This is a genomic window from Nocardia barduliensis (genome assembly GCF_013315795.1).
Classification (GTDB): domain Bacteria; phylum Actinomycetota; class Actinomycetes; order Mycobacteriales; family Mycobacteriaceae; genus Nocardia; species Nocardia barduliensis.
This window is the reverse complement of record NZ_JABLTE010000143.1, coordinates 1-15,642: the sequence shown is the minus strand read 5'-3', so window position 1 is coordinate 15,642 and position 15,642 is coordinate 1. Positions and strand designations below refer to the sequence as shown.

14 protein-coding genes and 1 pseudogene are annotated in these 15,642 nt (G+C 65.8%); 5 read left to right on the top strand and 10 right to left on the bottom strand.

Annotation, left to right across the window (positions count from 1 at the left end):
- The 4 genes from HOV91_RS35080 to HOV91_RS35065 form a co-directional block, all read right to left on the bottom strand.
- Positions 1-1,170: AAA family ATPase (locus tag HOV91_RS35080; RefSeq protein ID WP_174189527.1), on the bottom strand; the 1,170-nt coding region annotated here is incomplete at its 3' end.
- Positions 1,171-2,171: 1,001 nt separating this feature from the next.
- Positions 2,172-3,941 (bottom strand): BTAD domain-containing putative transcriptional regulator, encoded by a 1,770-nt coding sequence (locus HOV91_RS35075; RefSeq protein ID WP_054814851.1) that lies wholly within the window; start codon positions 3,939-3,941, stop codon positions 2,172-2,174.
- Positions 3,942-4,015: 74 nt separating this feature from the next.
- Positions 4,016-4,741 carry a DUF8176 domain-containing protein gene (locus HOV91_RS35070; protein WP_138456829.1) on the bottom strand — a complete coding sequence of 242 codons (726 nt, stop codon included), beginning with the start codon at positions 4,739-4,741 and terminating at the stop codon, positions 4,016-4,018.
- Positions 4,742-4,761: 20 nt separating this feature from the next.
- On the bottom strand, positions 4,762-5,262 hold the full coding sequence (locus HOV91_RS35065; RefSeq protein WP_138456828.1) for a hypothetical protein: 501 nt from the start codon (positions 5,260-5,262) through the stop codon (positions 4,762-4,764).
- A gap of 514 nt (positions 5,263-5,776) precedes the next feature.
- Here HOV91_RS35065 and HOV91_RS35060 point away from each other — a divergent pair.
- The 4 genes from HOV91_RS35060 to HOV91_RS35045 all read left to right on the top strand — a co-directional run bounded on the left by HOV91_RS35060 (position 5,777) and on the right by HOV91_RS35045 (position 9,132).
- A complete protein-coding gene (locus HOV91_RS35060; RefSeq protein ID WP_043735745.1) occupies positions 5,777-6,109 on the top strand; it encodes a hypothetical protein in 333 nt (110 codons plus the stop codon).
- Between the two features lie 127 nt (positions 6,110-6,236).
- Positions 6,237-6,899: a hypothetical protein gene (locus HOV91_RS35055; RefSeq protein WP_043735744.1), complete on the top strand. Its 663-nt coding sequence runs from the start codon at positions 6,237-6,239 to the stop codon at positions 6,897-6,899.
- A 165-nt stretch (positions 6,900-7,064) separates the two neighbouring features.
- Positions 7,065-7,733 carry a class I SAM-dependent methyltransferase gene (locus HOV91_RS35050; protein WP_043735756.1) on the top strand — a complete coding sequence of 223 codons (669 nt, stop codon included), beginning with the start codon at positions 7,065-7,067 and terminating at the stop codon, positions 7,731-7,733.
- Positions 7,734-7,824: 91 nt separating this feature from the next.
- On the top strand, positions 7,825-9,132 hold the full coding sequence (locus HOV91_RS35045; protein ID WP_174189526.1) for a DUF2130 domain-containing protein: 1,308 nt from the start codon (positions 7,825-7,827) through the stop codon (positions 9,130-9,132).
- Between the two features lie 70 nt (positions 9,133-9,202).
- Here the strand turns inward: HOV91_RS35045 and HOV91_RS35040 are convergent, their stop codons facing one another.
- From HOV91_RS35040 to HOV91_RS35015, 6 genes are all read right to left on the bottom strand, one after another.
- Positions 9,203-10,636 (bottom strand): cytochrome P450, encoded by a 1,434-nt coding sequence (locus HOV91_RS35040; RefSeq protein WP_086007582.1) that lies wholly within the window; start codon positions 10,634-10,636, stop codon positions 9,203-9,205.
- A gap of 5 nt (positions 10,637-10,641) precedes the next feature.
- On the bottom strand, positions 10,642-11,850 hold the full coding sequence (locus tag HOV91_RS35035) for an MAB_1171c family putative transporter (protein ID WP_043735742.1): 1,209 nt from the start codon (positions 11,848-11,850) through the stop codon (positions 10,642-10,644).
- Positions 11,847-12,353: a hypothetical protein gene (locus HOV91_RS35030; protein ID WP_043735740.1), complete on the bottom strand. Its 507-nt coding sequence runs from the start codon at positions 12,351-12,353 to the stop codon at positions 11,847-11,849. Before HOV91_RS35030 ends, HOV91_RS35035 begins: the two co-directional genes overlap by 4 nt.
- 90 nt (positions 12,354-12,443) lie before the next feature.
- Positions 12,444-12,890 carry a hypothetical protein gene (locus tag HOV91_RS35025; protein ID WP_138456826.1) on the bottom strand — a complete coding sequence of 149 codons (447 nt, stop codon included), beginning with the start codon at positions 12,888-12,890 and terminating at the stop codon, positions 12,444-12,446.
- A gap of 148 nt (positions 12,891-13,038) precedes the next feature.
- Positions 13,039-14,220, bottom strand: a complete 1,182-nt coding sequence (locus tag HOV91_RS35020) for a GAF domain-containing protein (protein ID WP_138456825.1) — start codon at positions 14,218-14,220, stop codon at positions 13,039-13,041.
- Positions 14,217-15,146, bottom strand: coding sequence for a cytochrome P450 family protein (locus tag HOV91_RS35015; RefSeq protein WP_156516443.1), 930 nt, complete (start codon positions 15,144-15,146; stop codon positions 14,217-14,219). The genes HOV91_RS35020 and HOV91_RS35015 overlap by 4 nt, the downstream gene beginning before the upstream one ends.
- A 265-nt stretch (positions 15,147-15,411) precedes the next feature.
- On the opposite strand from HOV91_RS35015, the pseudogene HOV91_RS35010 reads away from it, so the two are divergent.
- Positions 15,412-15,642 (top strand): annotated as a pseudogene (locus HOV91_RS35010) (GNAT family N-acetyltransferase); the annotation flags it as partial.

Here is a 15,642-nt window from a genome sequence, read left to right as displayed (position 1 = left end):
GCGGGGGCCGAGGGCCAGGGGTTCCAGCCGGGTGCCGAACACGGTGCGCACCACGTCGGCGACGATGGCGCGGTCGTCTTCGGGTGCGGCCCCGATCAGGTTCGCGGCGGCGGTGTTCGTGTCGGTGGCGGTGGCGATTTTCTGGAACGCCAGCAGTTCGCGCAGCTGGGGTGCCCACCCGATCTCGCCTTTGTCCTGTCGGGTGGCCAGGTTCCGCGCGGCGCGGACTGCTTTCGGGTCCACCCCGAGCTGTTTGGCGAGGTCGTAGTCGGAGCCGACCTGTACCTGGAACGCGAACCGGCTGGCGAGGGCGTCGGACAGGATCGCGCCGTGAACGCCGGGGTTGTGCCCGGCCACCACGAAGAACCCCGGCGCGACGGTCACGATTTCGCCGCTGTTGGCTTTGATCACGATCTCGCGGCGGCCGTCCATGGCCGGGTACACGCATGACAGCACGGTCGGCGGGATGAGGGTGGCGTCATCGATGAACAGCACCCGGCCCTCGCGCATGGCGCGGACCAGCGGCCCGTGCACGAACGCGAAGGTCCCGTCGGGGTTTTGCGTGTATTCCCCGACAAAATCGGCGACGGTGGTGTCGCAGTCGCCCTGGACCGTCAGAAGGTCGCCGTAGGCGGCCTCGATCAGCGAGGTTTTGCCGGTGCCGGGCGGGCCGTACAGCAGGACCGGGACCTCGTGGTCGCGCATGGTGCGCAGCACGTCCACATCGGCGCGGCCCGCCAGGGTCCGCAGGTGGTATTGCTGCCCGTTCGGCCGTGTCACGGCCGAACCGGTGCGGGCCGGGCTCGGGGTGCCCGATGGCGCGGCGGGGGCCTTACGCGCCCGACGGGCGGCGGGCCGCTTGGCCGGGGTTGCGGCGGGCGTGCCGGTGGCGGGTGCCGGGGTGGGGGCTCCGGTCGCGGCGCTGCTGGTGTTCGTGTTGGCGCGGTAGCGCAGCGGTTTGGCGCTGGTCTGGTCGGCGTGTCCGGCGGCGGTGAGGGTTTTCATCGCGTTTCCGATCGCACCGGATGAACGGCCGGTGAGTTTCGCGACTTCGCGGGGTGTGTATTCGGTGCCGGGGTTGTCGGTGAGGATTTTGGCGACCATGCGGCGCAGTTCGCCATTGCCGAGGCGGTTGGCCGGTGCGGGGGCCGGGCCGGTGGGGGAAGTCATCTCGTTTCTCCTTCGCACTGCACGAATTTTGTTGCGCCGCTCACGGCGGATCCTGGCACAGCGGTGGCGCGGTGGTCATTTCGGATTGGTTGACAATTCGTTTCCCCGGGGTGTGGGTCGACGCTATCTCGACTCATCCCGGGAATTCAACCCCGTTTTCAACCTTTTCTCAACCAATTTCCGCAGATCAGGGCAACAATTGCATGGCAAGCACAGAATGGAATGCGTTAACGCGGCCAGGCCGGCAGCAGACCGTACATGAGGAAACTATTGATTTGAAACCGATTGGAATGCATCGAATGAGGACGGATATCGATAGTTGAATAGCGGAGTCATATCAGCAGGGCCAGCCGAACGATGGCAGCGACGCCAGCGGGCCACGCCCGCCCCAACGTGTTCTTTCTGTTCCCTGCGGGTAATCCTGGGGAGCCAGTTGGGTCGGATAGTGGCTTCTAGCTGGTAGTTTGCGGCATCGGGGTGGGTTGATTTGACTGACCCACCTAGCGACCCGCCAATGGACCCACCTAACGACCCACCTAACGATCTCCACGATCAGCCAGGCCGCGATAACGCGAGCTGCACCCCCCGTGGCGGCGATCTCCGACAACCCGAAGAAATTGCGAACATCCACCCGTTGTGCCGTGAAATTGCCGTACGGAATCCCATTCTCAATTGAATTCCACAAATAGCGATCAGATATCCGCAAACCCTACTGGGCTAATACCTTACCCGACGAACGCCGAGAAGCACGCACACCTTCTGGCTATTATTGCGTACCGTCAATACTTGGCGGCGGGTGTCGCCTCGAATTCCCGAGGCGGATGTTAGCCTTTGTCCCGCGCGGATTCCGCACTCGAGTCAGGCGAGAGACTTCCCCATCCTCGCCTCCGCCTCATCAGACGAGCTTTTACCTTAGACCCAGCGTTTCCGCCTATCTCATCTCGAGTGTTCGCCGAGGCGTTTTCTCGGCCATTACGCATCTCGGATAGAAGACTCCGGTTTCAGTGCCGGGCTTGTTTTTGGAGCCTTTCTGCAAGGTCTCGTGTTTCTGCGGTGGGTTCTTCTCCTATTTTGGAGAGTTTGTGTGCCAGGAGGCCGAGTGTGCGTTCGATGGCTGTGTGTTCGCCGAGGCGGGCGTGCAGGCGAAGGATGTCGCGCCACAGGAGTTCGTTGAGCGGGTCGTGGTCGAGGGCGGTTTCGAGGAGGTCCAGGGCGCGGCGTGGGTCCTGCTCGACCACGGTGGCGGCCAGGGCGCCGACCGCGGTGATGGTGTCGCGGCGGGCGGATTCCCGGATCGGTGCTACCCAGTCCGCTGTGAGATCTGCGGCCAGGATCCCTCGGCAGGAGGTGTCGATGATGTGGCGGCACGCTTCACCGCGCTCCGTGCCGTTGCCCGCGTGGCGGCGTTGACGTACCGCGCGAGCGAACTGCTGGTAGTCGGTGGCGATGATGGTGTGGTCGAGCTGATAGCGGATGTGGTCGCCGGCCAGAATCCGGGGCACCGTGCCGTCGGTCGCGTCTCTGATGGAGGCGGTGAGTCGGCTGATCGCGGTGTTGAGTGCGTTGACCGGTCGGCGGGGGCATCGTTCCCCCCACAGATCGGCGATCAGGGCCTCGCGGGAAATCCCTTCTGGGTGCAGGGTCAGCAGGGCCAGCAGTTCGCGGCTCCGGGGCTGCAAGTGGGTGGTGATGTCGACAACGCCGTCGTCGCGGTGCCAGCAGACACGTAGCGGCCCGAACACCTCGACTGCCAGGGTCGGCCCACCCGGTGCCGATTCGTTTGCCGTGGTGGCGACGGGGGTAGCATCACGCGCAACGGGCACTGTCTCCGTAGGGGGCTGGCCGGTCTCGGTGACCTCGAGACCGAGGTCGTCTACTGGGGATACGGCCGGGGCGGCGTCCTGGCCCGGGATTCGATCGGGAACTGGCTGGCGGGCTCGATACACCCGGGGCGAATCCGCCCGGATGCAGACCCCGAGACCGTGACGCCACCGGCCCGGTAACCGGGGCCACGGTGACGGTTGCCGGCCTAGAAGCGGATTCGAGTGTGCTGGGGTCAGTTGTGTGTGCAGTGCGGCGGCAACGACGCGGGCAGCCGCTGCGAGCCCGTTGCGTCCTCGGCGGGAGTATCGGGCGCCGGTCAGCAGCGCTTCGGCACCGAGGCGGTCGAGTGGAAGCCTGCCGAGCACCGGGACTCCGAGAGGCTCGGCGAACTCGCCCGTGCGATCCGAGCCGACCAGCAGCACCGCGCAGCGCCGACAGCCGGCGGTGACCTCGCGGACGCGCCGGCCGGCGCGGACGGGGTCGGCGAGGTCGCCACGGACCACGACGATCAGAACGTCGGCGCCAGCGGCGATCGGAGTGGCGGGCGAGGCCGGATCGGCGAGACCGCAGTCGGCGATGACCACCAGATCTGCCAGCCTTGGGACTGCGGCGGCGGGCATGCTCACCGGGGCCGTCAGCGTCGCTGCCATGGCATCGGCACTTGGAGGTGCGGCGAGGAACGGCACACCCGAACCCAGCGTCTGGACGTGCTCCCACAACTGTGTCGAAACCGGAGAATCTCCTGGTGACTGGGTGGTGGCAGCGGCAAGGCTGGCCAGTCCGCGGTGCGGGTCGGCGTCGGCGAGTCGCGCGAGTCGTCCCCCGGCAGGATCCGCCTCCACCACGACAGCGGGTTTCGTGCCCGGCCATGCGTTGGCGAGGGCGACCGCGGTAGTAGTCACTCCGGTGTGAGGATTCAGTCCGGTGAGTGCGATCAGCACGGTCACCGCCCCCTTTGGTTGTTGGTCGCCGATCCAATCGTCACGTTGGGTCGACGATGGGGTACAGGGATGGGGCCCGGCTACTCGGACACGATCGCGGTGATCACCGAGTGCCGGTCGAGTTGTGTGGTGGAGATCCGTTGCCGCCACACCCGTGGTGCCGCACCGGGCGGGGTGTCGGTGATCTCGACCGCGTACAAGCCGGGGTTCAACCGGCGGATCCGGGCACAGTAGGTGGTGCCCAGCGGCGCCGAGTCGATGCCGGCCTGGATGGTGGCGGCATCCGATATCGCGGCGTCGGCCGCGACGACTTCGCGAGCGAGTACGCCGTCGCGGGCGTGGTAGTAGGCGGCCTCGAACGCAGCAATTGCCGCTGCGCCGGTGGCCGGCCGTAGGGGGCGAGGCCCGGCTACGGCTTCGGTGGCCTCGATGGTTTCGGGACCACAAGCGGCGGTGCTCCCGGTGACGGTGAGTGCGTGTTCGAGGCCACCGGGAGAAAGCGAAAGCGCGACGGTGAGAGACATCGGCACGTCAACACCGTGGTCTACGCCGTCGATGCCGGAGATGAGCATGGTTGCCACCACCACGGTGGCAGCGACCACAGCGAGCATCACCACGCCGCCCAGGACGGCTCGCGCCCTACCCGGCCCGCCGGTGCGGTACTCGGAAGTCAGCCAGCGTCGATCTTCCGCGGTATCGGGTGCACCGGCGGAGGCCAGCCATTCGGCTATTTCGGTCGGCGGCGGCCCGTCGAGCACGATCTGCCGGTCATCGTTCGACTCGTCCTGGGGGTCGATTCTTCTCATCACCGATGCACCCCGCTTGGTCAGCCGAGCGCCGGCGGCCATTGCGCCAGCACGTCGTTGAGCACCTGCGCGGCCTGGGACTCGACCGTCTCGACCACGTCGGCGACAGGTTCGCTGACCACCACCGCCGTCACCTCTTCGACGATCGGCTGGGGTACCGCGGCCTCGACCTCCGCGACCACCACCGGGAGCGGCACAGGCTCAGTGCCGACACCTAGCGCAGCATCCACATCAGGGTCCGCCAGCCCAGCCTGATCCAAGACCTCGGCGGCCTCGGCGACCACGATGTCGTTCCAGTCGCGTTCCCGTTGCGCGACCTCGGATGACATCCCCTCTGGCCGCGGCACACTCACCCCACCGAAATGCAGCGAATCCTCGCCCACCACCGACGCCTGCACCTCGGCGTAACCGTCGCTGGTGCCCGGCTGCGGGTATACCTCGACCACTGGCTGCGCGGGTTCCACAGCCACCTGCGGCTCGATCGCCACCTGCGGCTCATAGCCCATTTCGGGCCGGGACACCGACGGGGGCTCCGACCACACGTGGGGTTCAGGAACTATCCGGGGCTCGGGAACGGCCTCCGGCTCGGGCAGGACCTGGGGTGCCGGTGAGATCGGGGCCGGCATCTGAGCGGGCGCCGGGGTATCGGTCTTCTCATCGGGAGTCGACCGGTCCGGCCCGACAGGAATGGTCCTGGTCCGCGGTTCCGGAACCACGGGGCCTACGACGCCCGCTTGTCCTGGCCGGGGGTCCGAGATCACTCCCGGCTGACCCACTGGACCCGCATGCGCAACCGGTGCTGCGAACACCGCCGCCGCCAACGGGACAAGCGCGGCCATCGCTAGACGATGCCCTGCACAGGCTCCGAATCCAGGTAGCCACCGATGCCTCCGAGACGAGTGCACCACCGGTCCGGTCGCCCCGATGACCCCACCGACCGCAGGACCGCGCAACGAGGTCCACAACGCCCCTGGATGCAAGGCGCAGGCGTGTACCACACGAACATCGACGCCTTGCCCGTCGAGGTAGTCGACAATGACCTCAGCACGGCCGATCACCGGGTCGGCCAACCGCGACGGCGCGACGACAACCACCACCGCAGCGTCGACCCCGTCCGGTCGGCACGCTGGAATGTCCTGGTCGAGCCGGAACACCGCCTCGCAACTCACCACTCGCCTGCCGCGCATCCAGATCACCCAGATCCCCACGGAGGAGCTACGGCCCCCTCCGGCAGCACGCGCTGCCGCCACCACCGCCGCGCCGGACACCGCAGCATCCGAACGGCTGTTCATCGATGTAGTCATGACTTACCTCGCTCTCTGCGTCGGTCACGACCCCGGGGCGGCCCCTCCTCCCACCAAGTCGTGAGATACACCACCCAAACTATGCACGTATCTCGAACTTTTCAAGAATAAAACAGTAACTTTTCTCTGGATGCCGAGGGATTTGGCTCCTGATGGCGACTTTTCCGAACTTTACGGGTACAGTTCTGCTCATGGGAGCCCACGACGAGTTCTTCGCCCGGATGGTGCGCGAGCGGCGTCAGCAGCTGGGCAATCTGACGATGCCGGAGGTGCACCAGCGCGGCGGACCAGCGGTCCCTGCCCAGCAGCGGGCCGACCGTTGCGAGCTGTCGGCCAATGTGCGGCCGAGTACCTTCGCCAAGTTCGACACCGGCCTCGGATGGCAGGAGGGCTCAGCGCGGGCCGCCTACTACGACCGTCGGCCACCGGTGCCGGTCGAGTCCGACACTCCCGCGTTCGAGCCAGGCGCATCCAGCATCAGCCTCAGCCTCGAACAGCTCCTGCCACTACTGGATGCCCAACGGTTTCTCCGAACCGCCCCCATCGCCGAGCTGCCGAACGCGATCGGCAAGCTCGATGATGCCATCAGCGGCATTGTCGGCCCGTTCGTCACGAGCGTCCTCGAAGCCAACCGTGGCACCCAAGTCCATCCGCTCGTCGAGATCGCCTTCGGCGAATCTCTCGCCGCGCCGGTTTCCCCAGATGACCCCGACGCCACGGAAAAGCTGTACCGGCGCTGGCTCATCGGACGGGCGGAAGATCTCGACGATGCCCTGCAGCAAGCATTCGAACAGCGCTTCCAGAAACGCAACCAGGACGCTGCGACCACATCTCGCGCGGTCGCTCCGAACTGAACGCCGGGCCTCACCCTGATAGGCCCGAAATGGCTGCGGTTCTGGCGAAATCCACAACACCCTGGGCACCGGGGTAGGCGTGTGCAAAGCTGTGTCCCGGGACTGACAACGAGCAGACAATACGGGGTGGTGATGGGCGGTTCCCACAATGACACCGGGTCGCCGGTGTCCGGCGATGCAGTCCGCAGGGCGGCGGCACCGTACTGCCTGCCGTTTCTGGCCATCTACGACATCTGGGTGATCCGGCTGAGCAACCGATTCGGGTGGCGGTGCCCCGCGGACACCATGCTCGCCCCATATCACCGCCACGCCGGCCGCCGCCACCTCGAAGTCGGACCCGGTTCAGGCTGGTATCCAGCCCACACCCGATTCCCCGACGACGCCGAGATCACGCTGACGGATCTGAACCGAACCTCCCTCGCCTACGCCGCCCGTCGACTGCGCAAGGCAGGACACACCGTGCACGAAACCGTCGCCAGTGTTCTCGAGCCAGTGCCCGCCCCGGCCGGAGCGGGTTACGACTCGATCGGCATCAACTTCGTTTTACACTGTGTCCCTGGCGATTTCACCGCGAAGGGTATTGCGTTCAGCCACCTTGCCCGGGTGCTCGCGGATGACGGCACGCTGTTCGGCTCCACCATCCTCGGAGACCACACACCGCACACCGGGTTCGGCCGGCTTCTCACCACCACCTACCGGCGCGTCGGCGCCTTCAACAACCGCCACGACACCCGGGCGGACCTCGCCGCAGCACTCGACGCGGCCTTCGGCGAGTATCACCTGACCGACATCGGAGACGTCACCCTGTTCACCGCCTCACAACCGCGTCGATAACCGCTCAGCGGTCGATCCGGAGCTGCCATCCTGGTGGACGGGCTCGGCTACCACGAGGTGCAGCGCGAGCACGAGCGGGGAGGAGCTCGAGATGGACGTGGCGTGGGATGTGCGGCGGCAGGTGATCGTCGAGGCCGCTGAACTCGCCTACCACCAGGGGCCGGACTTGGGCCCGTTCGAGTGTCTTGGTTGCTTCCAGCCGGCAGCAATCTGTCCACGGTGCGGCGCAGAGCTCGGCTCTGCCTTTATCGAACAGGTCGCAGCACCGCAGGTCGCCAGAGTGCGCCTCGAACTGGAACAGGATTTCGCTGCCCGAGAGAAAGCCATGGAGAACGACGTCCTGACACGGGTCCGCGCCGGGATGCGAAACGAGGTCAATCGGCTGCGGAACCAAGCGCAGCGAAGTAGCGAAACCGCGGCAACGGAGAAGCAGCGGGCTCAGGCCGCGACGGTCGCTCTGGCCGAGGCTCAGGAACAACTCGAGCAGATGCAGGCCGAGCAGTCGCGGATGCGAGATCAGATCGCTCGCAGTGAACGCAAACGGGCGCAGCAGGAGGCCGAACGGAAGTATCGTCCGGTGATTCTGGAGTACCAGAACCGGGAGAAGCGGGCGCTGGACCAGCTTGCTCTGGCTGAGAGCAAGATTTCGCCGGGGCCACCACCACAGCCGACGGGAGTCGCCTACCAGCACGCATTCGCTGAGGAACTGCAGCGCCGCTACCCCGAAGATGAGATTTCGGTGATTCGGAACGGTCAGAAGGGCGGTGATGTCCTCCAGATCGTGCGTGTCGACGGCCGAAGCTGGGGATCTATTTTGTGGGAGTGCAAGAGAACCAAGCACTTCAGCTCGGCGTGGATTCCTAAGCTTGTCCGTGATGTTGATCGTGATCACGCCGGTCTCGGAGTGCTCGTGAGCGCGTCGATGCCGGCCACGGTGGATGGTGTGGCAATCCGCGACGGCATCCTCCTGTGTGCCGCCGACCTGGCAACGTACATGTCCATTCCGTTGCGGCAGGCGGTGATCGACAACAAACGTCACGCGATTGCGGGCAAGGCCCGTCGTGGGCGTGCCGACCGGTTGCTCGAATACGTCGACCGGGGCGGGTTCTTCGCCCACCTGCAGCGGATCGTCCAAGACGCGCGCGAAACCCTGGCGACCGGGGCCAAGCTGCGAAATCAAGTACACGCTGCTCTCGCCAAGCTGGACCAGCACCAGCAGGACGTGCTCGACCGAATGTTCACCATGTTCGGCGAGCTCGACGCAGCCGGCGTCGCCGTCCCACCCGCTCTGCACTCAGAACATGTGACCGACCATCGGTCGGCCTCTCCCAACGGTGCACGAAAGGAGGGCCCGTCGACCCGACACCCGACATCGACGGCCTCCCGGACTCGAAACTGAATCCGGCGATATCTACTTGCTGAGACAGGTGGCCTGGACGGCGGGCACGCTTGATCGCAGGGTCGGCCGGTTAATGCGTCGTCAGATCCGTGCGGCGGTCGACTCGTACCCGCAGTCCGGCTGGTTTGAGGGTGATCTGCTCTGCGACGTCGAGGGTGTAGTCACCGTCGATGTGGATCTCGTACTGGTGGAGGACGTGGGCGAGAGTGAGCAGGACTTCGTGATTGGCGAATTGGCGGCCGATGCAGGCGCGGTGCCCGACCCCGAACGGCCTGTATACGCGACGGCGGTCCAGCTCACGCTGCCGCTGAGGGGCCCATCGGTCCGGGTCGAAACGTTCTGCGTCCGGACCCCAGGTTTCCGGGTCGCGGTGCGCATACCAGGTGAGCACGAATACCCAATCGCCTTGCTGGAAGCGGTATTTGCCGTCACCGATCGTGACCTCATGGCGCGCCTCGCGGAAATAACCGGGCGCGACCGGCCACAACCGCAACGTTTCATCGACCACCCGCCGCAGATACCGCAGCTTCGCGACGTCCTCGTAGCTGGTTATCGGCCGGTCGCGCCCCGGGAAATGGTCGTCGACCTCGGCGCGCGCTCGTGCCGCGACCTCGGGATTCTTCGCCAGCTCGTAGAGCGCGAAGGCCAGTGCGCCCGCGCTGGTCTCGTGGCCAGCGACCAGGAACGTCAGGATCTGGTTGCGGATATTGGTGGCATCGAGATGCTCGCCGGTGTCAGGGTCGGTGGTGGTGAGCATGCGGTCGAGCAAATCGTCGTGCTGGCCGACGGTGCCACTGGTCCGGCGTGCGGCGATCACGTCGTCGACGGTTCGGTGCATAAAGGCGATGTCGCGGCGATGCTGCCCGGCGGCGCGCCGTCCCAGGGTGTTCTGCAACAGCGGGGGGAGGTTGGCGTTGCGGTTGATGTAAGTCAGGCCGCGCAGCATGGCTTCGACGAAGGGGTGCGCTTGGCCGGGGGTGTAGGAGAACGAATCGAACGAGTAGCCGAACCCGGTGCGGGCGATGATTTCCAGGGTGAGCCGGTTCATTTCCTCCGCGATGTCGGCGATGTGGTGCGTGTCGCCCCAGGTGTCGAGCAATTCACCGATGGTGGCGGCCATCGTCTGGTGGTAGGAACGCATTGCTGTTTGGGTGAAGGCTGGCGCGAGGATGTTGTGTGCTGCCGACCAGGCCGGTTCGTCGTTGCGGGCGGTGAACAGTCCGTCCCGGGCGACTCGGCGCAGCTTGCGCAGGGGCACTCCGAGGTGCTTGGTCCAGTGGTGTTCGTCGTTGATTTCCGCGATGAGGTCGGCGCCGGAGACCACGATCATCGGCCAATTGGTGATGCGCCGCTCGAAGATCGGCCCCAGCCTTCGGGCATCCCGCCGCGATGTCTGGGTGGGTTTGGCCACGTTCATGGTGAACAGGTCACCGACGACAGGCAGCCTCCACCTCGGATGCGGCAATACTGCCGCCTCGTCCCTGCCGGTCCGGGGCGGACTCATCGCCATCACATCGTGCTCCTACTGGTCGAAGGTGTCGCGCACCGAGTGCTCAAGGGCGTTTCGATCGAGGCGATATGTCGGGCTGTCGGCCACACACCGGCCAGGTCCAGCAGTTCGTTCAGGTCGGTGGTCAAGTCTCGCGGACCGAGCCGAACCGGTTGGAGCCCGGGGCTGGGCTCGTCCTGCGGTGCTCGCCCGGCGTTCTTCTGGTCGATCGCCGCGAGAATTGCCACTGCATAGGACAGCATGCCCTCACGGTCAGGGCCGGCCGGGTATCTGGCTGTGGTGTAAGGCTTGAGGTGCAGGAGAGCGTCGCGGATCTCGACGATCATCCGGTGAAGCCGCAGCGCCGGTTCCACCCCGCCGCCATCTCCTGGTGGGGCGAGCACGATCTCGGGGACACTGGCGGTCAGGTCGCGCCACACGGGCTGCAGGCGGCGGCAATAGCGGCTGGTCCGGTCGTGTCCGGTTCTTATGAGGATTGTGCTCACCAACGGCACTGCTACTGCAGCAGACGCGACAACATTGGCCAAGAAAAAGGTCCAGCCTTTGCTGCTCATATCCGGGTCCGCAGACGGTTGGTTCTGCACGACGGCGAACCCGGTCTGGAATGGAATTGCGAGCGAACTGAGCCCGAGTCCGGCGGCGAGAACAAGTACACCCAGGTACAGCACACGCTCGCGCAGGAACGCGTCGCTGCGCAACTCGCGGAAGCTGATGCGGGCGATTACCCATGCGGTGATTCCGAGCGGCAGATAGAACGCCACCCACGCGATCACCGCCGGCCAGCCCAATGCCTCGTCGATCAGCTGATCGGCACGGCGCGCGGGGGTGCCGGCGATCAGGATCACCGCGGACGCCGAGAGGGCGACGAGGTCATAAACGCGCTGTCGACGCCAGGTATCTGCAGGGTCCGCTCCGTCCCACAATTTCGCAATGCCATAGATATAGGAGACCGATACCAGGATTGCCCCGAACGAAGCTTGGCGGCACAGCTGCACCATCTCGGCATCACCGACGAACCACACGAGGCGCGCGGCCAGGTCTTCGGCCCACGCTTCCCGCATCAGTAGTCCCGCAATCGCTGCCAGCAGAGCCCGGTTGATCAGCCGATCGACGACCTTGTCGCCCAGCAGCCACCACCGTCCGGCGGTGATCGCGGTGACAGCGAACAGCACGGGCCAGGCCAGTAGGCCGGGAATCGGCGAGGTCATCGGTGCCGCCCGAGGAAGAAGGTGGATCGGAACGGCGAGGGTCGTCGCCGCGGCAAGGTCGCCTCGACCATCACCAACCCGGCGAATGATTCGGCAGCCTGTTCGCGGGCGGTCCCATAGTCCCGGCGCCAGAGAACGCTGCGGATCGACGCCGGATCCAGTAAGGGCATCAATGTCTGCAACGGCAGTACATCACCGTCGGGCTCCGGAGTGGACGAGCCATGTCCCAGGAGCATGTGCCCGATCTCGTGGGCGATGATGTGTCCAGCGTGCCATTCGGTTTCGGCCCCGACCATGATGATGTCGTCGTACTCCCGAGCGATCCACAACCCGCTACCGGTCCCGCACCCGGCTCCCGACAACGCATTCGCGTCGATGGGGCACACCGTGATCGGCCGTTGCCGATACTCCGCGACCCGCTTCACGTACTCGTTCGGATCCCACGGCCATGGCACCGGCACGATCCGTGCGGTCTCCTGGACATGTACTGCCGTGTCGTTCATTGCTATTCATCCCTCCCGGTGGCGTCGCGTGTGCGGCGATCTCCTTCGCATTCGGCGTTGTGTCGGTAAAGCACGGCCCGGTCCCTCTGGTCAGGCTGCGCTGTGGTCTGGAGGCGCGAGCCTGGACAGCTCGCGAGTCAAAGCGGTGATATCGATGTCGTTGCCGCGCAACGCCATATGCCTGACGCCGGCATCGCGTGCCGCCGATAGCAACCGCAACTGGCGGTCGACGGGGCGAGCCTCGTCAGAGGTACCGGTGAGATACACCGGCAGGACGTGGAAGTGCTGGGCAATGGCCTGCAGCACCGTGGGGTCGACTCCACCGCTCGTGCTGCCGGTCCGCAGCGCGATGATTTCCTCGGCAAGTATGGTCTCGCCGACGATGGCGCTGACACTGCGAGCGACATCTGCCGGGTCTTGCTCGGGTTCCGTGCGAGGGTGGAACGTGCTGAACAGCCGGTTCACCCTCGTCGGCAACTCGATGATCTCGTCGGCCATTGTGGCTGACTGCCGTTGATCAATGGGCGAGCTTTTCATCGGTACCCTCCCTGGTTGCCTGGATGAGACCACGCTCGGTCCGCAGGACTCGAGCGCTCATCCGGCGTCCGTCAGAGACTGGTACCGGGAATCAGAACTTCGCCATCATAACAAACGCCTATCCGAGGTGGTAGGTGTTCACATTCCGTCAGCTCGGGAGCGGGTCCGGCTGTTCTGGATCGTCAAGCCCGGGATGCCCTGCATCTGTGGGGGCCACCGGGTCGGGTTCGTCGGAGTGCCCTGTCACCCGCAGTTGCAGCACGGCAAGCGCGGGACCCGCGTCAGAGGTTCCGACTATGGCACCGGAGCCGTCAACGACAACCCATCCACCCCCGCGGCGCCTCAACCGCACATCGTGCACTTCAGCGGATTCGGCTTTGCCGGTGAACACGTCGGCGGCGGCGGCGAAGATGCGTTTCACGTCGTCAGGGTGTGGGGTGTCGCGTTGGTCGACCTGCCCTTTCCACTGGACGTCGGGTAGCGGATCGGTGATCCAGCGGATCAACCGCATCTTGGCGATGTCGACCAGCACCATATGGACCTGCGATATGCGCGGTATCGCGGCCAGTGCCGCTGCCTCCAAGCTCATCCCGGCCATCGGAGTCGAGGTTTCGAACAGCAGTCCACGCCACTTCGCTGGAGGCTGTGGGGGCGTGCCAGCGGCCATGACGACATGACCCGGCCTGTTGTTCTTGCCGACTGTTACGGTGACCGCACCGCTCCAGCTGTCACCCGGTTGTGACGACAGCAGCGCCCTGATCAGTGAAAGCCCGTCTGCTGGTTCGACGAAGCGGAAGATTTCTGGTGCCGTGAGTTGCGAGCGCGGCGTCCCGCCGGTCAGCGCCGCCGGAAATTCCGCGAGCCGCAGGTGGGAGTCCCAGGTGAACGCGAAGGCCGACACCGGCCGCTGCTGTGGTTGGGTCCCATCGGGACCCAACCACACATGCGCGCCGTGGAGCGCATTGTCCGGCCCGATCACCGGCACGAGACGGGCGCTGACCGTGTGACCGTTGCGCAGGACGCGATGCGTGGCCGCCGCTTCGGGATGCGACCGCATGTCGGCGATCAGCGCTTCCAGCCATTGTGCAGCCTCGTGCCCTGGGGCTTTGCCGATTCCCAGCTGGTCGGTGACGGCTCGCTCGAAGGAGGTTCGATCTCGGGCTTCGTGATCGCGCGCAACGACGGTGAGCCGACCCGGCTCCAAGGTTTCGATGAGCGTCCATCCGCTTTTCGGCATCGCGTCGATCTCCGAGGTCGCTGATCCTTCCTGGTTGAATCTTTCAACGATCTTAGAACAGCGCGCCGCAACGGTGCTCGAACCGCAGGTCACGCGGTGGATACGGAAAGTTCCGCGAGGGCATAGGTGAGCCACGACGGCCGCAACAGATACTGCTCGCGCGGCTTGACCGGTTTCAGTACCGGGTACTTCTCCAAGACCGCGCGGGCGACATGGACGGCTTGCATCTCCGCCAAGGCGGCACCGATACAGAAATGTCGACCGTGTCCGAATACCAGGTCGTGACGTTCCCGCCGGGCGGGGTCGAGATGAGCCGACCGCAGGGACAAGATCACGGTGTGTCCTCGGGGGATTCGGATTCCGTTGACATCGATGTCGGTCAGCGGGAACCGGCGCAGCGCATAGTTCACCGGCGCCACGGCACCCATCACCTTGCGCACCAGCCGGGCGAACTCCGGCGGTGACCCCAGTAACTCGCGCGCCTCCTCGCAGCGGTACCGGACCAGTTCATCCAGCACCGCAGACGTCAGCGAGGTGACGTTCTCGAATCCGCCGATGATCACGGCAAACGCCAAACTGATCAACTCGTCCTCACTGAGACGGTCCTGCCCGTCGCGGGCTGAGAGCCAGCGCGAGAGCAGATCATCGCCAGGATCGCGCCTCTTGTCGTCGATCACCCCGGCCACCAGCATCAACATCGTCCCCATCGCACCCTGCACCGCCGCGCCGTGCGTCGATGTGTCGATCAAGAACAGAGGCCGGGCCGCTGCACGGAAGGCATCGAGCTTGTCGGCGGGCAACCCGAGCAAGGTGCCGATCACCTGCGGCGGCAACGGCTCGCACAGCCCGCCCATCAAGTCGATATCGCCAGTCGCCGGCAATGCGTCGACCAACTCCGTCACGGCAGCCCGCACCACCTGTTCCTGTGAGGCGTGATGTGCGGGCGCGAACGCCTCGGCCGCCAGTTTCCGTACACGTCGATGCTGCTCCCCATCGATATTGAGCAGGTTCGCCTCCAATGCCGCGGGCAGGTTCTGGCCTCGGAAGCCGGTGGTGGAGTCGGCCTTGGCCGCCGACATCCGGGGATCGGCCAGTAGTGTGGTCACCGCGTCCCATCCGGTGACCACCCACACCGGTGACCCGTCCGGTAGCTCGGCCTCGTGCACACCGGGTTCACTGGTTCTGAGATCCTCGTGAAGTTCGTCGACCGCATGAATTCCCGCCGTGAACGGGCACCGCCCCATCTTCATACCCATCAGTGTGCCAACCCATCAGGAGTCCGCCGTGCCGATCACCACCCGTGCCGCCACCACCGCGGACATCACCGACTGCGCCCAGGTACTCGCCGACGCCTTCCGCGACGACCCGCTCATGAGCGCGATCTGGCCCAACCCGCAGCAGCGCCACCGCGCCCTGCCCAGGTACTTCACCGCCTCCCTGCGCCACTTCCACCTCCCCGGCGGAGGAGTTCGCGTCGCCACCGACCCCGACGGAGTCATCCGCTCAGTCGCCGTC